The sequence below is a fragment of the Enterobacter cloacae complex sp. XAL002 genome, from assembly GCF_049236805.1.
Classification (GTDB): Bacteria; Pseudomonadota; Gammaproteobacteria; order Enterobacterales; family Enterobacteriaceae; genus Enterobacter; species Enterobacter intestinihominis.
Genome location: NZ_JBMKJN010000005.1, coordinates 168931 through 184909, shown reverse-complemented (window position 1 = coordinate 184909; position 15979 = coordinate 168931). Strand labels below are relative to the sequence as shown.

The 15979-nt window shown below is 49.8% G+C and carries 19 protein-coding genes and 1 pseudogene; 13 read left to right on the top strand and 7 right to left on the bottom strand.

Annotated elements, in window-relative coordinates:
• Positions 1-79 precede the first annotated feature (79 nt).
• Positions 80-1195, top strand: a complete 1116-nt coding sequence (yedE, locus tag ACOT0L_RS06740; protein WP_126502870.1) for a selenium metabolism membrane protein YedE/FdhT — start codon at positions 80-82, stop codon at positions 1193-1195.
• Complete coding sequence (gene yedF / locus ACOT0L_RS06735) at positions 1192-1425, top strand: sulfurtransferase-like selenium metabolism protein YedF (protein WP_003856774.1); 234 nt, start codon at positions 1192-1194, stop codon at positions 1423-1425. Before yedE ends, yedF begins: the two co-directional genes overlap by 4 nt.
• A 286-nt stretch (positions 1426-1711) precedes the next feature.
• Here yedF and ompW read toward each other — a convergent pair whose 3' ends face one another.
• Positions 1712-2344: an outer membrane protein OmpW gene (gene ompW / locus ACOT0L_RS06730; RefSeq protein ID WP_126290896.1), complete on the bottom strand. Its 633-nt coding sequence runs from the start codon at positions 2342-2344 to the stop codon at positions 1712-1714.
• 282 nt (positions 2345-2626) lie between these two features.
• On the opposite strand from ompW, the gene ACOT0L_RS06725 reads away from it, so the two are divergent.
• The 5 genes and pseudogenes from ACOT0L_RS06725 (at position 2627) to yciA (ending at position 7213) form a co-directional block, all read left to right on the top strand.
• The gene (locus ACOT0L_RS06725; protein WP_017384228.1) at positions 2627-3031 is read left to right on the top strand and encodes a YkgJ family cysteine cluster protein; all 405 of its coding nucleotides are present in this window, start codon (positions 2627-2629) and stop codon (positions 3029-3031) included.
• A 25-nt stretch (positions 3032-3056) separates the two neighbouring features.
• Positions 3057-3800 carry a YciC family protein gene (locus tag ACOT0L_RS06720; RefSeq protein ID WP_023300270.1) on the top strand — a complete coding sequence of 248 codons (744 nt, stop codon included), beginning with the start codon at positions 3057-3059 and terminating at the stop codon, positions 3798-3800.
• A gap of 13 nt (positions 3801-3813) precedes the next feature.
• Entirely contained in the window at positions 3814-4353 is a 540-nt protein-coding gene (locus ACOT0L_RS06715) for a septation protein A (protein WP_003856762.1), read from the top strand.
• Positions 4354-4533: 180 nt separating this feature from the next.
• Positions 4534-6719 (top strand): annotated as a pseudogene (locus tag ACOT0L_RS06710) (TonB-dependent siderophore receptor).
• Positions 6720-6817: 98 nt separating this feature from the next.
• Positions 6818-7213: an acyl-CoA thioester hydrolase YciA gene (gene yciA, locus ACOT0L_RS06705; protein WP_022648341.1), complete on the top strand. Its 396-nt coding sequence runs from the start codon at positions 6818-6820 to the stop codon at positions 7211-7213.
• Positions 7214-7251: 38 nt separating this feature from the next.
• Here yciA and tonB read toward each other — a convergent pair whose 3' ends face one another.
• The gene (gene tonB / locus ACOT0L_RS06700; RefSeq protein ID WP_032619568.1) at positions 7252-7974 is read right to left on the bottom strand and encodes a TonB system transport protein TonB; all 723 of its coding nucleotides are present in this window, start codon (positions 7972-7974) and stop codon (positions 7252-7254) included.
• Between the two features lie 90 nt (positions 7975-8064).
• Here tonB and ACOT0L_RS06695 point away from each other — a divergent pair, with 90 nt between their 5' ends.
• The 5 genes from ACOT0L_RS06695 (at position 8065) to ACOT0L_RS06675 (ending at position 12539) form a co-directional block, all read left to right on the top strand.
• Positions 8065-9627, top strand: coding sequence for a recombinase family protein (locus ACOT0L_RS06695; protein WP_126502871.1), 1563 nt, complete (start codon positions 8065-8067; stop codon positions 9625-9627).
• 620 nt (positions 9628-10247) lie between these two features.
• Positions 10248-11069 carry a hypothetical protein gene (locus ACOT0L_RS06690; RefSeq protein ID WP_126502872.1) on the top strand — a complete coding sequence of 274 codons (822 nt, stop codon included), beginning with the start codon at positions 10248-10250 and terminating at the stop codon, positions 11067-11069.
• A 2-nt stretch (positions 11070-11071) separates the two neighbouring features.
• Positions 11072-11371 (top strand): helix-turn-helix domain-containing protein, encoded by a 300-nt coding sequence (locus ACOT0L_RS06685; RefSeq protein WP_126502873.1) that lies wholly within the window; start codon positions 11072-11074, stop codon positions 11369-11371.
• Between the two features lie 10 nt (positions 11372-11381).
• Complete coding sequence (locus ACOT0L_RS06680) at positions 11382-11843, top strand: hypothetical protein (RefSeq protein ID WP_126502874.1); 462 nt, start codon at positions 11382-11384, stop codon at positions 11841-11843.
• 150 nt (positions 11844-11993) lie between these two features.
• Positions 11994-12539: a recombinase family protein gene (locus ACOT0L_RS06675; RefSeq protein ID WP_126502875.1), complete on the top strand. Its 546-nt coding sequence runs from the start codon at positions 11994-11996 to the stop codon at positions 12537-12539.
• 240 nt (positions 12540-12779) lie between these two features.
• Here the strand turns inward: ACOT0L_RS06675 and ACOT0L_RS06670 are convergent, their stop codons facing one another.
• Positions 12780-13676, bottom strand: coding sequence for a hypothetical protein (locus ACOT0L_RS06670; RefSeq protein ID WP_126502876.1), 897 nt, complete (start codon positions 13674-13676; stop codon positions 12780-12782).
• A 359-nt stretch (positions 13677-14035) separates the two neighbouring features.
• Between ACOT0L_RS06670 and ACOT0L_RS06665 the strand changes: the two genes are divergently transcribed.
• Positions 14036-14332 carry a YciI family protein gene (locus ACOT0L_RS06665; protein WP_003856755.1) on the top strand — a complete coding sequence of 99 codons (297 nt, stop codon included), beginning with the start codon at positions 14036-14038 and terminating at the stop codon, positions 14330-14332.
• A gap of 33 nt (positions 14333-14365) precedes the next feature.
• Here ACOT0L_RS06665 and leuE read toward each other — a convergent pair whose 3' ends face one another.
• The 4 genes from leuE to ACOT0L_RS06645 form a co-directional block, all read right to left on the bottom strand.
• Complete coding sequence (gene leuE, locus ACOT0L_RS06660) at positions 14366-15001, bottom strand: leucine efflux protein LeuE (protein ID WP_063147217.1); 636 nt, start codon at positions 14999-15001, stop codon at positions 14366-14368.
• Positions 15002-15068: 67 nt separating this feature from the next.
• Positions 15069-15479, bottom strand: a complete 411-nt coding sequence (locus ACOT0L_RS06655; RefSeq protein WP_022648348.1) for an Exc2 family lipoprotein — start codon at positions 15477-15479, stop codon at positions 15069-15071.
• Positions 15480-15490: 11 nt separating this feature from the next.
• Positions 15491-15619, bottom strand: a complete 129-nt coding sequence (locus ACOT0L_RS06650; RefSeq protein ID WP_209662595.1) for a KPN_01571 family protein — start codon at positions 15617-15619, stop codon at positions 15491-15493.
• A 118-nt stretch (positions 15620-15737) separates the two neighbouring features.
• Positions 15738-15911 carry a YciY family protein gene (locus ACOT0L_RS06645; protein ID WP_017384232.1) on the bottom strand — a complete coding sequence of 58 codons (174 nt, stop codon included), beginning with the start codon at positions 15909-15911 and terminating at the stop codon, positions 15738-15740.
• Positions 15912-15979: the final 68 nt, after the last annotated feature.

Below are 15979 nucleotides of genomic sequence, written 5' to 3'. Positions count from 1 at the left end.
GAATGACTTTTCAAACTTTCGCGTAAGCGTATGATCTGGGCTCTTTTTAGCGTTACCCTTCTGAGTTCAGAGGTTATTCATGTCCTGGCATTCCTTCAAACAGACTTACCTGGTTAAGTTCTGGTCACCTGTTCCGGCCGTTATCGCGGCAGGCATTCATGCCGAAGAGTGGGGTTACTTCAAACTGATCCATCTTGAGGGCACACCGCTGACCCGCATCGACGGGATGATGATCATTGGCATGTTTGGCGGATGTTTTGCGGCCGCGCTGTGGGCCAACAACGTTAAGTTGCGCATGCCGAAAAGCCGCATCCGCATTATGCAGGCCGTAGTCGGCGGTATCATTGCCGGGTTTGGCGCCCGCCTGGCGATGGGCTGTAATCTGGCCGCGTTCTTTACCGGTATTCCGCAGTTTTCGCTGCATGCCTGGTTCTTTGCCGTCGCCACCGCCATAGGCTCATATTTCGGTGCAAAGTTCACCCTGCTGCCACTGTTCCGCATTCCGGTGAAAATGACGAAAGTTAGCGCTGCATCTCCGTTAACGCAAAAACCCGATCAGGCGCGTCGTCGCTTCCGCCTCGGTATGCTGGTCTTTTTTGCTATGGTTGCCTGGGCGATTTGCACGGCGATGAATCAGCCCAAACTCGGTCTGGCCATGCTGTTCGGCGTCGGCTTTGGTCTGCTGATTGAACGCGCGCAGATCTGCTTTACCTCCGCGTTTCGCGATATGTGGATCACCGGACGTACCATGATGGCGAAAGCCATTATTGCCGGGATGGCCGTGAGCGCGATCGGGATCTTTAGCTATGTTCAGCTCGGCGTTGAGCCGAAAATCATGTGGGCCGGTCCTAATGCGGTCATTGGCGGGCTGCTGTTTGGTTTTGGCATCGTACTGGCGGGCGGGTGCGAAACTGGCTGGATGTATCGCGCCGTGGAAGGCCAGGTGCATTACTGGTGGGTTGGTCTGGGTAACGTGATTGGCTCAACCCTCCTGGCGTACTACTGGGATGACGTCTCTCCAGTACTGGCAACCAACTGGGACAGGGTCAATTTGCTGAATACCTTTGGTCCACTCGGGGGGCTCATGGTGACCTACGCCCTGCTGCTTATCGCCTTCTTACTGGTTATTGCGCAAGAAAAGCGCTTCTTCCGGCGTGCCACCGTCAAAACTGAAACTCAGGAGAATGCCGCATGAAAGAGATCGTGCCTGATTATCGTCTCGATATGGTGGGTGAACCCTGCCCTTACCCGGCCGTTGCCACGCTTGAGGCGTTACCGCAGCTTAAGAAAGGTGAAATTCTGGAAGTGGTGAGCGATTGCCCCCAGTCGATCAATAACATTCCGCTTGATGCCAAAAATCACGGCTATACCGTGCTGGATATCCAGCAGGACGGACCAACGATTCGTTATTTAATTCAGAAGTGATTTCACGGTCGAAAAAGGCCTCTCAGAGGCCTTATCTAGTTTACTGGCTTTGGCCACCGTCGTCGTCTGAGTTTCGGCAGGCATGAATGAGTGGTGAGACGTGTTCCGCAAACGGAACAGATAGCACCGTGAGGTAGGCTATGTGCTGGGCTGAACGTCGTGAACTGAAACTGTTTACCTGCACAAACAGGACACTCAAATTTGATGTTGGGGATATCCCCTCCAGCCAGGTATGTGGAACAACCACCATACAGCAATCCCCGGCTGACCGGGGATATATCTTCTGTCAGAAACGGTAACCCGCTGAGAACATAAATACCCACGGATCCAGACGGGTACTGATACTCTGCTGCTCACCGCTAGCTTTAAAGCGCACATCCGTATCAATGTCCATATACCAGACCGAGGCGTTGATCAGCCAGTCACGGTTAATCAGATAATCCAGACCAACCTGCCCCGCTATGCCCCACGAGTCTTTCAGGCTGAGATCGGATAGCCCAGCCTCTTTACCGGTATCGTTAAATTTCTCATCAAAGAAGGTGGTGTAGTTAACGCCTGCACCAATATAAGGGCGTAACTTGCTGCTGGAATCGCCGAAGTACCACTGCGCCATCAGGGTTGGTGGTAAATGGTGCACCGTAGCAATGTCCCCGGTCGGCCCTAAACCGACGCGGTGACGGAATGGCGTGGCGGCCAGAAGCTCAACGCCAATGTTATCCGTAGCCATATACGTGAATGTCAGGCCTAACTGGGTGTTATTGCTAACGTTAAACCCGCCCATACCCAGTACATTGTCGGAACCTTCCGTTGGACGCACCGTTGCCGAACCGGCACGAATAAAGAATTCACCTGCTTCATGCGCGTACGCGCCGCCAGAGAGACTGCTTAAGATAAGGGCTGCCACCGCTAATTTTTTCATATCCGCTCCATCGTTGTGGTTTTAATTGCGGAGGAGAATATACTCACAAATGAGTAATAAGTGATCTAACACAGATCACATTAAAACCAGTAAGTTAACATTCATTGATCTAGGTTAATTTTTGGTGACGCCTCATAAAGCAATAAGTTGTTACCGCGTCAATTTTTGGCATTTCATAGTTAAAAAATTTTCTGTTTTTCCTCTCTTGCGCTTCCTGTAGCGGCTGGATAATTTATCGCTCTCACAATCTGATTTGATGCGTTCTACTTTTGCAGGTGTGCCATGAGTGATCATAACCCGTGCATGACGTGCGGAGCCTGTTGTGCGTATTTTCGAGTCTCTTTCTACTGGGCTGAAGCCAGCGATGGCGGCGGCACCGTTCCGGTTGATCTCACTGAACCCTTGACCCCTTTCCTGCGTTGCATGCGCGGCACCAACCAAAAACAGAGCCGCTGTGTGGCACTGCAAGGTGAACCTGGGGTATCCACCCGCTGTTCCATTTACGCGGATCGCCCCAGCCCGTGCCGCACTTTCGCGATGTCAGGAGAGGATGGACAGGTCAATGAGGCATGCAATCGCGCCCGCGCCCGCTATGGATTACCGCCGCTTTACAAAGATATGCTTTTCCATACAAGCCTTGATGCTGCCACCAGCGTGTTATCCGGTGTACAATTGCCGGCTAATTAACACCTGCAATACTCAAGGAGAGTGCATGTCTATCACGGCGAAGTCTGTCTACCGTGACACGGGAAATTTTTTCCGCAATCAGTTCGTTACTTTTTTACTGATCGCGTTGTTGTGCGCCTTCATTACGGTGGTGCTGGGTCATGCGTTCTCACCCAGTGATGAACAGATTGCCTCGCTGAGCCAGGGGGATCATCTTGCAGGCAGCGCAGGGTTATTTGACCTTGTGCAGAATATGACGCCAGAGCAACAGCAAATCTTGCTGCGTGCATCTGCGGCATCTACCTTCTCGGGGCTAATCGGCAACGCCATTCTGGCAGGTGGCGTGTTGCTGATGATCCAGCTGGTGTCTGCCGGCCAACGCGTCAGCGCGTTACGTGCCATCGGGGCCAGTGCTCCGGTGCTGCCGAAACTGTTTATCCTCATCTTCCTGACCACGCTGCTGGTCCAGATGGGGATAATGTTGGTTGTCGTTCCGGGCGTGCTGCTGGCTATCGTGCTTTCATTTGCGCCAGTAATGGTTGTGCAGGACAAAATGGGTATTTTCACCGCCATGCGCAGCAGTATAAGGCTCGCGTGGGCGAATATGCGTCTGGTCGCCCCGGCCGTTATCAGCTGGTTGCTGGCCAAGACTCTACTGTTGCTGTTTGCGCCGAATTTTGCGGTATTAACGCCAAACGTCGGCGCGGTTGTCGCCAATACGCTGAGCAATCTGATTTCAGCTGTACTGCTGGTCTATTTGTTCCGCCTGTACATGTTAATTCGTCAGTAACCGGGATCGCAGAATGAAGCAGTTTCTTGATTTTTTACCGCTGATCGTATTTTTCGCTTTTTATAAGTTGTACGACATCTATGCCGGCACGCTGGCGTTGATTGTGGCAACGGCTGTGGTGCTGATTTACAGCTGGGTTCGCTATCGCAAAGTTGAAAAGATGGCGCTCATCACTTTCCTGATGGTGGCGGTGTTTGGTGGTCTGACGTTGTTCTTCCACAATGATGAATTTATCAAATGGAAGGTCACAGTGATTTACGGCCTGTTTGCGGGCGCGCTGCTCATCAGCCAGTGGGTGATGAAGAAGCCGCTGATCCAGCGCATGCTGGGGAAAGAACTGACGCTGCCGCAGGCTGTGTGGGGGCGTCTGAATATCGCCTGGGCGCTATTTTTTATTCTGTGTGGTCTGGCGAATATCTATATCGCATTCTGGCTGCCGCAGAATATCTGGGTCAACTTCAAGGTGTTTGGCCTGACGGCGCTGACCCTTATCTTCACCCTGCTCAGCGGCGTTTATATTTATCGCCACATGCCGCAGGATGACAAGCACTGATCCTTCTGGCCAGATCGTCACGCGGTCTGGCCTCTTTTCCCGCCTTCCCTTTTCTCCACAACCTTCCTGCGAAAATGTCTGAATCATGAAGATTTTATGGAGATTGCTGTCGCTTTATTGTAATGAGAATCACTATCATTAATATTCTTCATCGCATTTTTAACAAATGGAAATGAGTTGATGAATAACATAATAAGATTTGCCCCGGCTACACTTACGCTCGCCATTTTTTCAACGCTATACCAGAGCGCGCACGCAGCGGAAGATCCTCTCGCCGATGGTGAAACAATGGTCGTTCAGGCAACCGCTGAAGAGGCCCTAAAGCAACAGCCGGGGGTTTCCATCATCACGGCAAAGGACATAGAAAAGGATCCACCGGTTAACGATCTTTCGGAAATTATTCGCAAAATGCCCGGGGTTACCTCACCGGAAACAGCGCGACAGGCAGTCGTGGTAACAACCGTCAGATCGACATCCGCGGTATGGGGCCAGAGAACACGCTGATTCTGATTGACGGTGTGCCGGTGACGTCACGTAACTCGGTGCGCTACAGCTGGCGCGGGGAGCGCGACACCCGCGGGGACACCAACTGGGTTCCGCCAGAGATGGTTGAGCGTATTGAAGTGCTCCGGGGACCAGCTGCCGCCCGCTATGGTTCGGGGGCTGCCGGCGGCGTCGTCAACATCATTACCAAACGCCCGTCCAACGACTGGCACGGCTCCCTCTCCCTGTACACTAACCAGCCTGAAAATGATAAAGAGGGGGCGACGAAACGCGCTAATTTTGATCTGAGCGGCCCCCTCGCGGGCGATGCGTTAACGATGCGCCTGTACGGGAACATCAACAAAACCGACGCAGATGCTCAGGACATCAACACCGCGCAAAACGGCTCTTACGCCGCTGGGCGAGAGGGCGTACGTAACAAGGACATTAATGCCCTGCTCTCCTGGAAACTCACGCCACAGCAGATTATCGATTTCGACTACAGCTACAGCCGCCAGGGCAATATCTACGCGGGTGATACTCAATACAGCAACAGCAACGTCAGCCCTGACGGTCTGGTGTCGTCCCTGTATGGACACGAAACCAACCGAATGTACCGCCAGTCTTATGGCATTACGCACAACGGCATCTGGGACTGGGGTCAGTCAAAGTTCGGGGTTTATTATGAAAAGACCAACAACACCCGACTGGAAGAAGGCTCTACGGGCAAAGTTGAAGGGATGATCAATAGCGATAAATACGATACCAGCCGGCTGGAGTCATACCGTTCAACGGGTGAACTGAACATTCCTTTCTTCTGGCTGGTCGAACAGACGCTAACCGTGGGTGCAGAATGGAACCGTGATGAACTGAACGATCCGGCCTCAATGCAGTCGACAAATGTGTCGGGAGAAGTGATTAACGGCGTTCCCGGCACGGCTTCTGAGCGCAACAGCAAAAACAGCGCTGACCTCACCGGCATCTATCTTGAGGACAATATTGAAGCGCGTCAGGGCACCAACCTGATCCCAGGGCTCCGCTTTGATTATCACAATCAGTTTGGCAGCAACTGGAGTCCGAGCCTGAACCTCTCTCAGGATTTGGGTGACATGTTCAAGGTTAAAGCGGGTATCGCTCGGGTATTTAAAGCGCCAAACTTGTATCAATCCAGCGAAGGCTATCTGCTTTCCACCCGCGGTAATGGCTGCCCGAATAACGTTTCCGAAGGAAGCTGTTATCTGTTAGGTAACCCGGATCTGGATCCGGAAATCAGCGTGAACAAAGAGATCGGCCTGGCCTTTGCCCTGGAAGGCTACGAGGCTGGAATTACCTGGTTCCGCAATGATTACAAAAACAAGATCGTTTCAGGAACGGATGTGCTGGGGCAGACAAGCAGCGGCGCAAATATCCTGCAATGGGAGAACGGCGGTAAGGCCGTTGTTGAAGGTCTGGAAGGCAACCTCACCGTCCCTGTTATTCGCGACACGCTAACCTGGCGTACTAATGCGACGTATATGATTCAGTCTGAAAGTAAAGACACCGGTAATCCGCTGTCGATTATCCCCAAATATACCGTCAACACCATGCTGGACTGGGAGGTTAACAGCAAGCTTTCAGCCAACGTAAGCTGGACGATGTACGGCCGCCAGAAGCCCAGAGAAAACGCTGAAATCCGCAAAGAGGAAAATGCGATGTCCAACAGAGAGATCGGCGCGTATTCCATCGTGGGTATCGGCAGTAACTATCAGCTGACCAAAAACCTGCGCCTGAATGCCGGCATCAGCAACCTCTTTGACAAGCAGATTTACCGTGAAAATGACGGTGCATCTACCTATAACGAACCGGGCCGCGCCTATTACGCTGGCGTAACCATGTCCTTCTGACCTTCAGGCGCCCGCGCTGCGGGCGCTAACCCTATTCTCTCCAGCCAGAAATCATAGTAGCATCCCGCCTGAAGTCTTCAGTTACGAGTTTAAAAACAATGACAACAAATGACGCCCCACAGGGCGAACTGGTTTTACGCACACTGGCAATGCCTGCGGATACGAATGCCAATGGCGATATTTTTGGCGGCTGGTTAATGTCGCAGATGGATATGGGCGGTGCAATCCTGGCAAAAGAGATTGCACACGGGCGCGTGGTAACCGTCCGGGTCGATGGCATGACCTTCCTGCGCCCCGTCGCGGTGGGGGACGTGGTGTGCTGTTACGCACGCTGCGTAAAACGCGGCAATACGTCTATCTCCATTAACATTGAAGTATGGGTGAAAAAAGTCTCTTCTGAACCGATTGGTCAGCGCTATAAGGCGACGGAGGCCCTGTTCATCTACGTGGCAGTGGATAGCGACGGTAAGCCCCGCCAGCTCCCACGGAGCTGATCCTCAGGTAAAAAAAAGCCTCCTTGCGGAGGCTTCTTTTATTCCATCTGTGCCCCGCCGTTCAGGCGGAAGACAATGTTCACAATCAACCCATTGCCGGGTTTACCGGCTTCATAGCGCCACCTGCGCATGGCCGATTTAACTTCACGTTCAAACATATTCGCCGGCTGTGCGGACAGGATTTCCACGTTATCGACACGTCCATCGGCCGTAACGTCGAATTTCACCCGTACACGCCCTTCAATACGTAACGCCTGAGCACGTGCCGGGTACTGCGGCTGGTTACGGCTCAGCGCGCGCGGCCCTGCTGGCGCCGTTACCGTCGGTTTTGTCGCGGTCGTGGTGTTATTCATCAGCGGACGTGACGGGGCGGCATTTTCAACCGGCTGCGTGGCGCGTGGCTCAACCGGACGCACTTCGCGTTTCGGCCGCTCTTCCACCTTTTTGACCGGCTTGGGTTTTGGCTTCGGCTTAGGTTTCGGCTCCGGCTTATGGATCACCACCGGCGCTTCTTTCGGCGGTTCAGGAACCGGCTCTGGCTCTGGCTCGGGTTCAACAACGGGCTGTGGCGGCGGCGGCGCAACCTGCGGCGGCTCAAGATCCGCAGGCGATACCATGGTCACAGAAATTGGCTGCGCTGGCGCTGGCATTTCAATAACCTGATGAACCGAGGTATAGAGCAGACCCGCCACGACAGCACCGTGAATAACGACGGAAAGCAGCGTCGGCCATGGAAAGCGGCGAGGTAAATCAAGGGTCATTGTATTTGAGCTATTCGGCATAGTAGCATAAGACATACGTTTAATAGGCTTTTAGCTAATTGATAATCATTTGCGTCAGAGTGTACCACCATGCGCCAAGTAATAACATACCTTCGATTCAGCAGTAAGCCACAAGAGCGTGGTGATTCTATACGCCGCCAAGAAGAACTTTTCGACCGCTGGTTAAAAAGCAATCCAGATGCAACAATCGCAGATAAGTTTATGGATGAAGGGCAATCGGCCTATCACGGAAAACATCTAAAAGGCGATTTTGGTCGAATGCTACAAAGCATTCAGGATGGCAAATACCCATCAGGCCAAACAGTTTTGCTGGTCGAATCTGAAAATCGTCTTAATCGCCAATCAGCACGGAAAACGGAAAACCTCGTAGACCTCATAACGGGTAAAGGCGTTGATGTGATTTGTCTGGAATCAGGCAAGGTGTACAACTCAACCAATATTGATGACCTTGATACTTCTATACAATTAAAAATCGCTGCTCATATCGCCCATCAGCAATCCAAAGAAAAATCAATCAAGGTAAGTGCAGCATGGGAAAACAGGGCAAAACTTGCGCTTTCCGGTGAACAGCAGTTAACAAAGATGGTTCCTGGATGGATTGACCCTGATACCCGTAAACTCAACGAACACGCGCAGACGATAAAGACAATTTTCTCGCTTCTGCTTGCAGGTGAATCCCTTCACAATATCGCTCGTTACTTACAGGCACACAAAATAAAGTCCTTCTCTCGTCGTAAGGACGCTAACGGATTCAGTGTCCACTCAGTGCGAACAATACTGACCTCAGAATCAACTGTAGGCACACTGGCGGCGTCTAAACATAACGACCGCCCTGCTATACCCAGCTATTACGAGGCCGCTGTAGATATCGCCACGTTTAATCAGGCTCAGGAAATACTTTCGAAGAACAGGAAAGGCCGAACCCCTGCCAGTGATAACCCTGTCACCATAAACTTGTTCAAAGGGCTTATGCGCTGTAAGTGTGGGGCATCAGTGCATCCAACTGGAGTCAAAAACACGTATCAAGGGGTATATCGTTGTAATAATACCGTAGATGGTCGCTGTAAGGTTCCCACTATGAAACGTAAGCCATTCGACAGATGGATGATTGAGAACATTGTGGGGCTTCTTGAGCGCTCTGGTGATAACGACACTGCAAAGCACATAGCAGAACTCAAATACCAGATTGAAATGCTGACCAAGCGGATTAAAAAGGCTGCAAACCTCTTACTTGAACTGGACGACGTGCCAGAACTGAAAGAGCAAGCAAAAGAATTGAGCCACCAGCGCCAGCAGAAACAATCCGAACTCGACTCACTTTCACATCACGAGTCCTTGAGTGATAAAGCCTTGCCACAGCTTGCAGAGATTGACCTGACTTCAAAGACCGGACGTGTCGAAGTTCAACTAATACTGTCAAAGTACATTCAGACAATCGAAGTACAGCATGAAATGATTGTCATCACCCTTCGCAATGGCAATGTCATTGGCTGTTCACGTTCACTGGAACCTGTCATGAGCAAAAAATTAGTCAAAGAAGTTATGAAGAATACGACAGTCGATATTATTGATGTCGTTAGTTCTGACAAGGACTTTCGGCATTCAGGAAGGAGTGTTACAAAACGAGCTTAACTCACCTATCTATTCTTAACAGCGATACGAAAACTTTTTGCACTCCCACTTAATGTGTGCGCGAAATCACTCAAAATCCATCAGATATTCAAGAGGCCAAAACTCTCAAAACCCCCTATTTACTAAGTTCGTAAAGCGAACGCTGCACATTTCACTAAACCCAGCAATACCAAGGCTCTCAGCCATTCCAATCATTTAAAAGTGGGACAAAAAGTAGGACAAACAGTGTTTTTGTGAAGCATTTTGTTTAGCTGGTGGGTAGCTCATGGAACAGTGATTCCGATAAGGGAGCGAGCGACCGCCCAAGGAGGAGCCGAGGAAGCGACGACACAGTAGAGAAAATAGCCTTAACACATATCACCTCAAAACGCCAATGAATTATTGACTAAATGTTACAAAAGTTATACAATAAGTGTATGAAAAGTTATTAAGGAATCCTATGAATGCCTCGTTGTCCCCATTGTGGCAATGAGTTCTCAGGACGTGCTCGATACTGCTCGGAACGCTGCAAGAAAGCAGCAGCACGAGAGGCAAAATCCGCAGCAACCCTAACACATATCCGCCACTGCCCACTTGTTGATACCATTGTTCGTCACGCTCTAAGAGATGGCGTTAACACAATGTCAATCGTCGCTGGCGTGAAACTCGAAGAACTCAACTACCACTTAACCCATATCCGTAATCAGCGCTACGCTACCGGATGCAAGCTCCAGTTATCACATTTCATCAGTGCAATCGACCAAGGTCAGCTATCACCCGACAATCTCGGATTATGGCCTGATTGGTTAAACCAAAAGCTGGGTAAGCGCTCATTGCAAATTGGCGTAAAAGTACCAGACAAACACTGGAACAATGCCAACCTCCAGTGCTACACAGCAGACGAAGCCTACAACCTTCTCGACAAGATGCACGGTAAAACCCTGCGAAAATTAGCCCTCAGTGGTGAGCTTCAAGCGCCGTATCGAATGGATAGCTACAACCACCTTGTGAACCGAGGATACGCAGGCTCTTTCACTACCGTTCACCGTCTGCGTGCAGAAGATTTTGAAGCGCTATGTCTTCGCTACAACATCAAACCACCAGCAGTAAATGAGCTGAAACCAGATACGTTTGCCCTGCGTGAGCTACTCAAACATGAGCTTGTACGACAAGCCAGGCTCTACCCCAAGATTTACCCAAAGTTAAAGCCATTCTTACACGGTCTCAGTGATTTTCACGATGTAGTAGCCGTCGATATTTTGGCACTTGCAACGATTCACGACTTCACAGAGGCGAAGCGATTAATGAACAACTACAACCCACACGAGCATGACCTACAGTCACCAAGTGACGACCAGCCCTACGCAGTAGAAACGGTACGCTGGAAAGATACAGACGGCAGATGGAACACCACAGAGATTCCTCACCCTGATTTTTACAATTACAACCCTATGGACTTTTGATAATGAACGCTGACACATACCCATTACAGCCCACCCCGAACGTGTGCCACTTTATCAAGGCCGTTCGAGCCGGGACACATCCTCGTGACGCTGCAAAACAGAATGGTTTCTCCGTACCGGAAGCAAACCTTATCCGCAAACTTGCAGGTCTACCGATTACTCGCCATGCACCAGATATTGCCGAACAGGTGATTGCCCTGCGTGCAACGGGTATCACGTACCGCCAGATTGCAGAACAGCTAAACATTTCTCAACCATATGTTAACCACATCCTCCACCAGCACAGAGGAACCATCCAGTGATTGAGAAGCCATGCGCACTTACAACGACAACGCGGTAAATATCATCGCAAATACTACCCATCTCACCATGTTAATAAAAAGAAATTCTTATTTCTGGCAAAGGCATATCCGAAAGGCACTAAAAATGACTACTGAATCAACAACAGCAACAACAACCGACACACCCGAAGTTATCCAGTCAGAAGCAATTGACTACCTTCGAGCAGTCCTGACACGTGATACCAAAACTCTCCGCACAAAGTACGGTGTACCTGATACGGAGTCGGCAGCCATCTCCCTTGCAGAACAAACTCAGGTCGCCTGTAAACTTCTGGCAGCCCATAACGCAATTGTGACGAGCAAGAGCAAACGTCAGCCCGCAACCGGGGCTGAACCCGTAGCAACATCACCAGTAATTCCTGTTAAGCGCCCACAGTTTCACACGACGATTAAATCAGCACACAGCGCAATCACTCAAAACAATGCGGCGTAATTCAACCGACAATCACCTCAATGTCCGTTCGAAATGCCTTACTAAATCGAATACCCAAAACTTCTTATTAATCCATTCGATTTGCCTTGCCTTTAGCTTTAACGAACGATACTATCACCACTACAAATCGAACGAGGTAAATAGAACGAAATGGCACACATCGGTTACATTAGAACATCAACCACGCAGCAGCAGACAGACCGCCAATTGGCAAACGTTACTCTGGACAAAACATTCACGGAGCAGATAAGCGGCAAGGACACCAATCGCCCACAATTGCAGGAAATGCTCTCCTATGTTCGCGAGGGAGACACCATCCACGTTCACGACTTATCACGCTTAAGCCGCTCGACTCTCGATACGCTGGCGCTGGTGGGTGAACTAAACAATAAAGGCATTAAAGTTCATTTCCACAAAGAGGGCATCATTACAGGTGACAATTCACCAATGGCTGAAATGATGTTGACCATCATCGCAGCAGTAGCGACAGCAGAGCGCAAATTGTTACTTGAGCGACAGGCGGAAGGTTACGCCGCAGCAAAAGCAGCAGGACGTATAACGGGGCGTGGGAACAGTAAGAGCATTAATCGCACAGCAATTCATGCAGATTTTACTCATGGCTTATCAATCAATGCTATAGCGAAGAAGTACAGTATCAGCACCAGTACAGCAAAGAGAATCAAGGATACAATGTGACTATCATTGCCAGTTCACCTGTTTCCAATGACGGGCTAACATCTTCACTATCTGCGCAGATATTTTGACTGCTTTTGCCAAGTACCTGACCCCGCTTCTCGCATCACCTTAAGCAGATTGCCAGATACTTTCCAAAAACAGACATGTCCATTTACCGACTGCGACTGCATTTTTTTCAAAAAAAAATAATATTTACATGTTCGAGCCAAAGCGAAGTCAATGGAGCAAGGCATATGAGCATCAACTGCCCAAATACGCGGTGATTAGCTTAGCCAGTAGACCTACCGCTACTGCCCCACCAACTTTCAGGCCTCCTTGCATAGCTTTAACAGAGACCTTACCTACCCACTCCGAAATCTTTGGACTGAACCCAGTACTTGTTAACGGTTGTTCGCTGGAATCGATGGCTTCATGCAGTTCATCTACCTCTCCATCAGTAACGCCAATCTTCTTTAACTCGTTTCTAAGTTCGTCAAACGAGCCAATCGACATCGTATTTTCCTGCGCAACATCTCCCGTAGAAGAACCGAGCACACCATTGTTATTGATTACCGCGCCGTTAAAATCATTTTTAAATACCATACCTGCTAATTCCCTCTCTCTTAAAGAAAAAGTAACTCCTTCACCAAGAATCCCTTGCTTCTCTAAATCCAGCGACCAATTGAGAATCCGACCTCTGACAGTAGAAAGGATACTGCTTAGTGATACCGCGCTAAACCGCCAAGAGACTTTAAAATTCGCTGGCGCAGTACTCCCCGCATACAGCATTTCTCTAAGCATTTCTGGCATACGAATTTCTAATCTACCGGAATCTGCCACATGTTTTTCAACATTGGCGATAGACTCCTGGACGTAGATTGTTGTGAATTCATACAAAAGATTGTCTGGCGTATCGCCAAAGCTAATTGGAATCCAACCAACATATGGATTGAATGCTTGTGGTTGATTAGAGAATCTCCTGTAAGGCGGAACTTCTGCACGGGACGGGTACCCGCCAAGCTCAAATTCAATCCACTCAGTTAGGTCTTCAAGCCCAAGTTTTGACGCAACCAGTTTTGCCTTCATCAGCAAGCCGCTAATGCTGGAAGAGTCATCAATTGCTTCAGCCTGAAGTTGATACACAAGCGATGTTGTCACTTGAAATTACTCATTAATAATGACAGAAGACATTATGATACAGCCTTTTCCCTACATTATTTAATGATAGATGCCACAAGTTATGAAGAGGTGAACAGAATGAACATCTGAACCGAATAGACTGCATACAATAGTCATCGAAGTCATAATCATCAACGTTAAAAAACCGAACCTCGATTTTAAATGCAAATAGCAATCATATTCAATAAGACACTTTGTCCTGGCGCAATTTAAGCGTATAAGAGGGCAAAAAAGGGGCATCCAGATCAGGGTTTTAACATTGTTATTATCTTTACATTGCAGTCATTTGTGCTTTCACATAACGTAAATGTCACTTTTACCGGTTAAGGAGCTTTGCCGTGCTTTATGTGATTTACGCTGAAGATGTACCTGATTCTCTGGAAAAACGTCTTTCCGTTCGCCCTGCCCATCTGGCGCGTTTACAGCTGCTACAGGATGAAGGTCGGTTGCTGACCGCAGGCCCGATGCCTGCCGTTGACAGCAACGATCCGGGAGCAGCGGGTTTTACCGGCTCCACGGTGATTGCCGAGTTTGAATCTCTGGAAGCCGCGCAGGCCTGGGCAGAAGCAGACCCGTACGTCGCAGCCGGCGTGTACGAGAAAGTCACGGTTCGCCCGTATAAAAAAGTGTTCTGAAATGAAAGGCTCCCTCGGGAGCCTTTTCTTCATTCAGTGCAGCGACGCCAGCCTCGCCGCAAATCCAACAAACAGCAGGCCTATCAACCCGTTCCCCAGCTTCGCCAGTTTCTTTTTGGTTTTCAGGTAACGCGTGACAAACGCGCCTGAGAAAATCAGGAAGCTCATGTACATGAAGCTGATCAGCTCAAGCGTTGTGGCGAGGATCAGGAACGACGTGCCGGTATTCTTCGCATTGACATCAATGAACTGCACGAAGAACGAAACGTAAAAGAGAATCGCTTTCGGGTTCGTCAGGCTCAGCACCAGCGAACGCTTAAGGATCGCGCTTGCCGGTTCGGCGCTACTTACGTGCGCATTTTTTTGACGTGTCATAACGGACCAGAGCATTTTTCCGCCGAGCCACAGCAGATAAAACGCCCCAAGATAGCGGACAATATTAAATAATACCGGAGTGGTCTGGATCAACGCGGCGACGCCCGCCCAGGCCAGAAACATCAGCACGGCATCACCAATAAACACACCGGTGGCTGCCAGATAGCCTTTCTTAACGCCGTGGCCAATCCCTGTTTTCAGCACAAACAAGGTGTTCGGTCCTGGAACCAGCACGATAAAAAATGCGCCGACAACATAGGTCCAGAAATTCAGTACACCAAACTCCGCAAACACGTCTCACTCCTTTTGCTCAAAAACAGCGGGGATACCGGTAATAACGGTATCCCCTGAATCAGTTGCGCTATTGTACGCCGTTATAGCCATCAAGATAAGTCGCGGCCAGTTCGTTACCAAATAATATGGCGTCTTTACTGTCCATGTCCGAAGACCATTTATCCTTCGCGTTGCCTGCGTACAATTCCTGCGACTTCGCATTTTCTTTCAGCTGATCGCGAATGCTTTGCGCGTATTCACTGGCTTCAGCCTGAGTCCGCCCTTCCGCACGGTCAGCTTTGCCCCGGGCATAAAGCTCGCGGAACTGCGCTACGTTCAGGTGATAATTTTTCTGCACGCTGGAGGTGTAATTGCCGCCAGTAAAGCTGGACTGATGCGACACGAAATAAAACGCGTGCCGTTCGGGTGAGGTTTTGCTACTGGCACAACCGCTTAATACTGCAATCCCGAAGAGTGCTGCCATCACTTTTACGTTCATCCTTTTTTCCTTTAATAAAGCCAATGTATTCCCCACGCAAAAACATAATCTGCCAATGAGGAAAATGACGAAAGTCCTAAACCTTCCCTGAGCGCATCCAGCGCCAAAAGTGCAATAAAAATCCAGAGATAAGGATTCATCTTTTAATATCATGACGTTATGGGGACGTAGTATATCGTGGAAAGCAGACGGGAGGAGACTGCAAAAATTGATAGTCTGGATGTTTAATGGGCACCTTTACGGTGCCCCTCATGCTTTTCAGATATCCTGGACCGCGAACAGCAGCGCGTTACGGTGTCTGTTCAGGCCACATTTTCTGATGGCGTGGATACGCATATTGCGGCGGGATTGTGCTTCCAGCCAACGAGCCTTACGACGACTCACCTGTCGCAACATGCGCCAGCGCCCTACTTCAGTTCTACTGCGCTTCATGTCTACAACTCTTTCTCTAACAGAGATGCCATTATATGCTTAAGCAGGCGGCAAACCAGCGCTTTTAT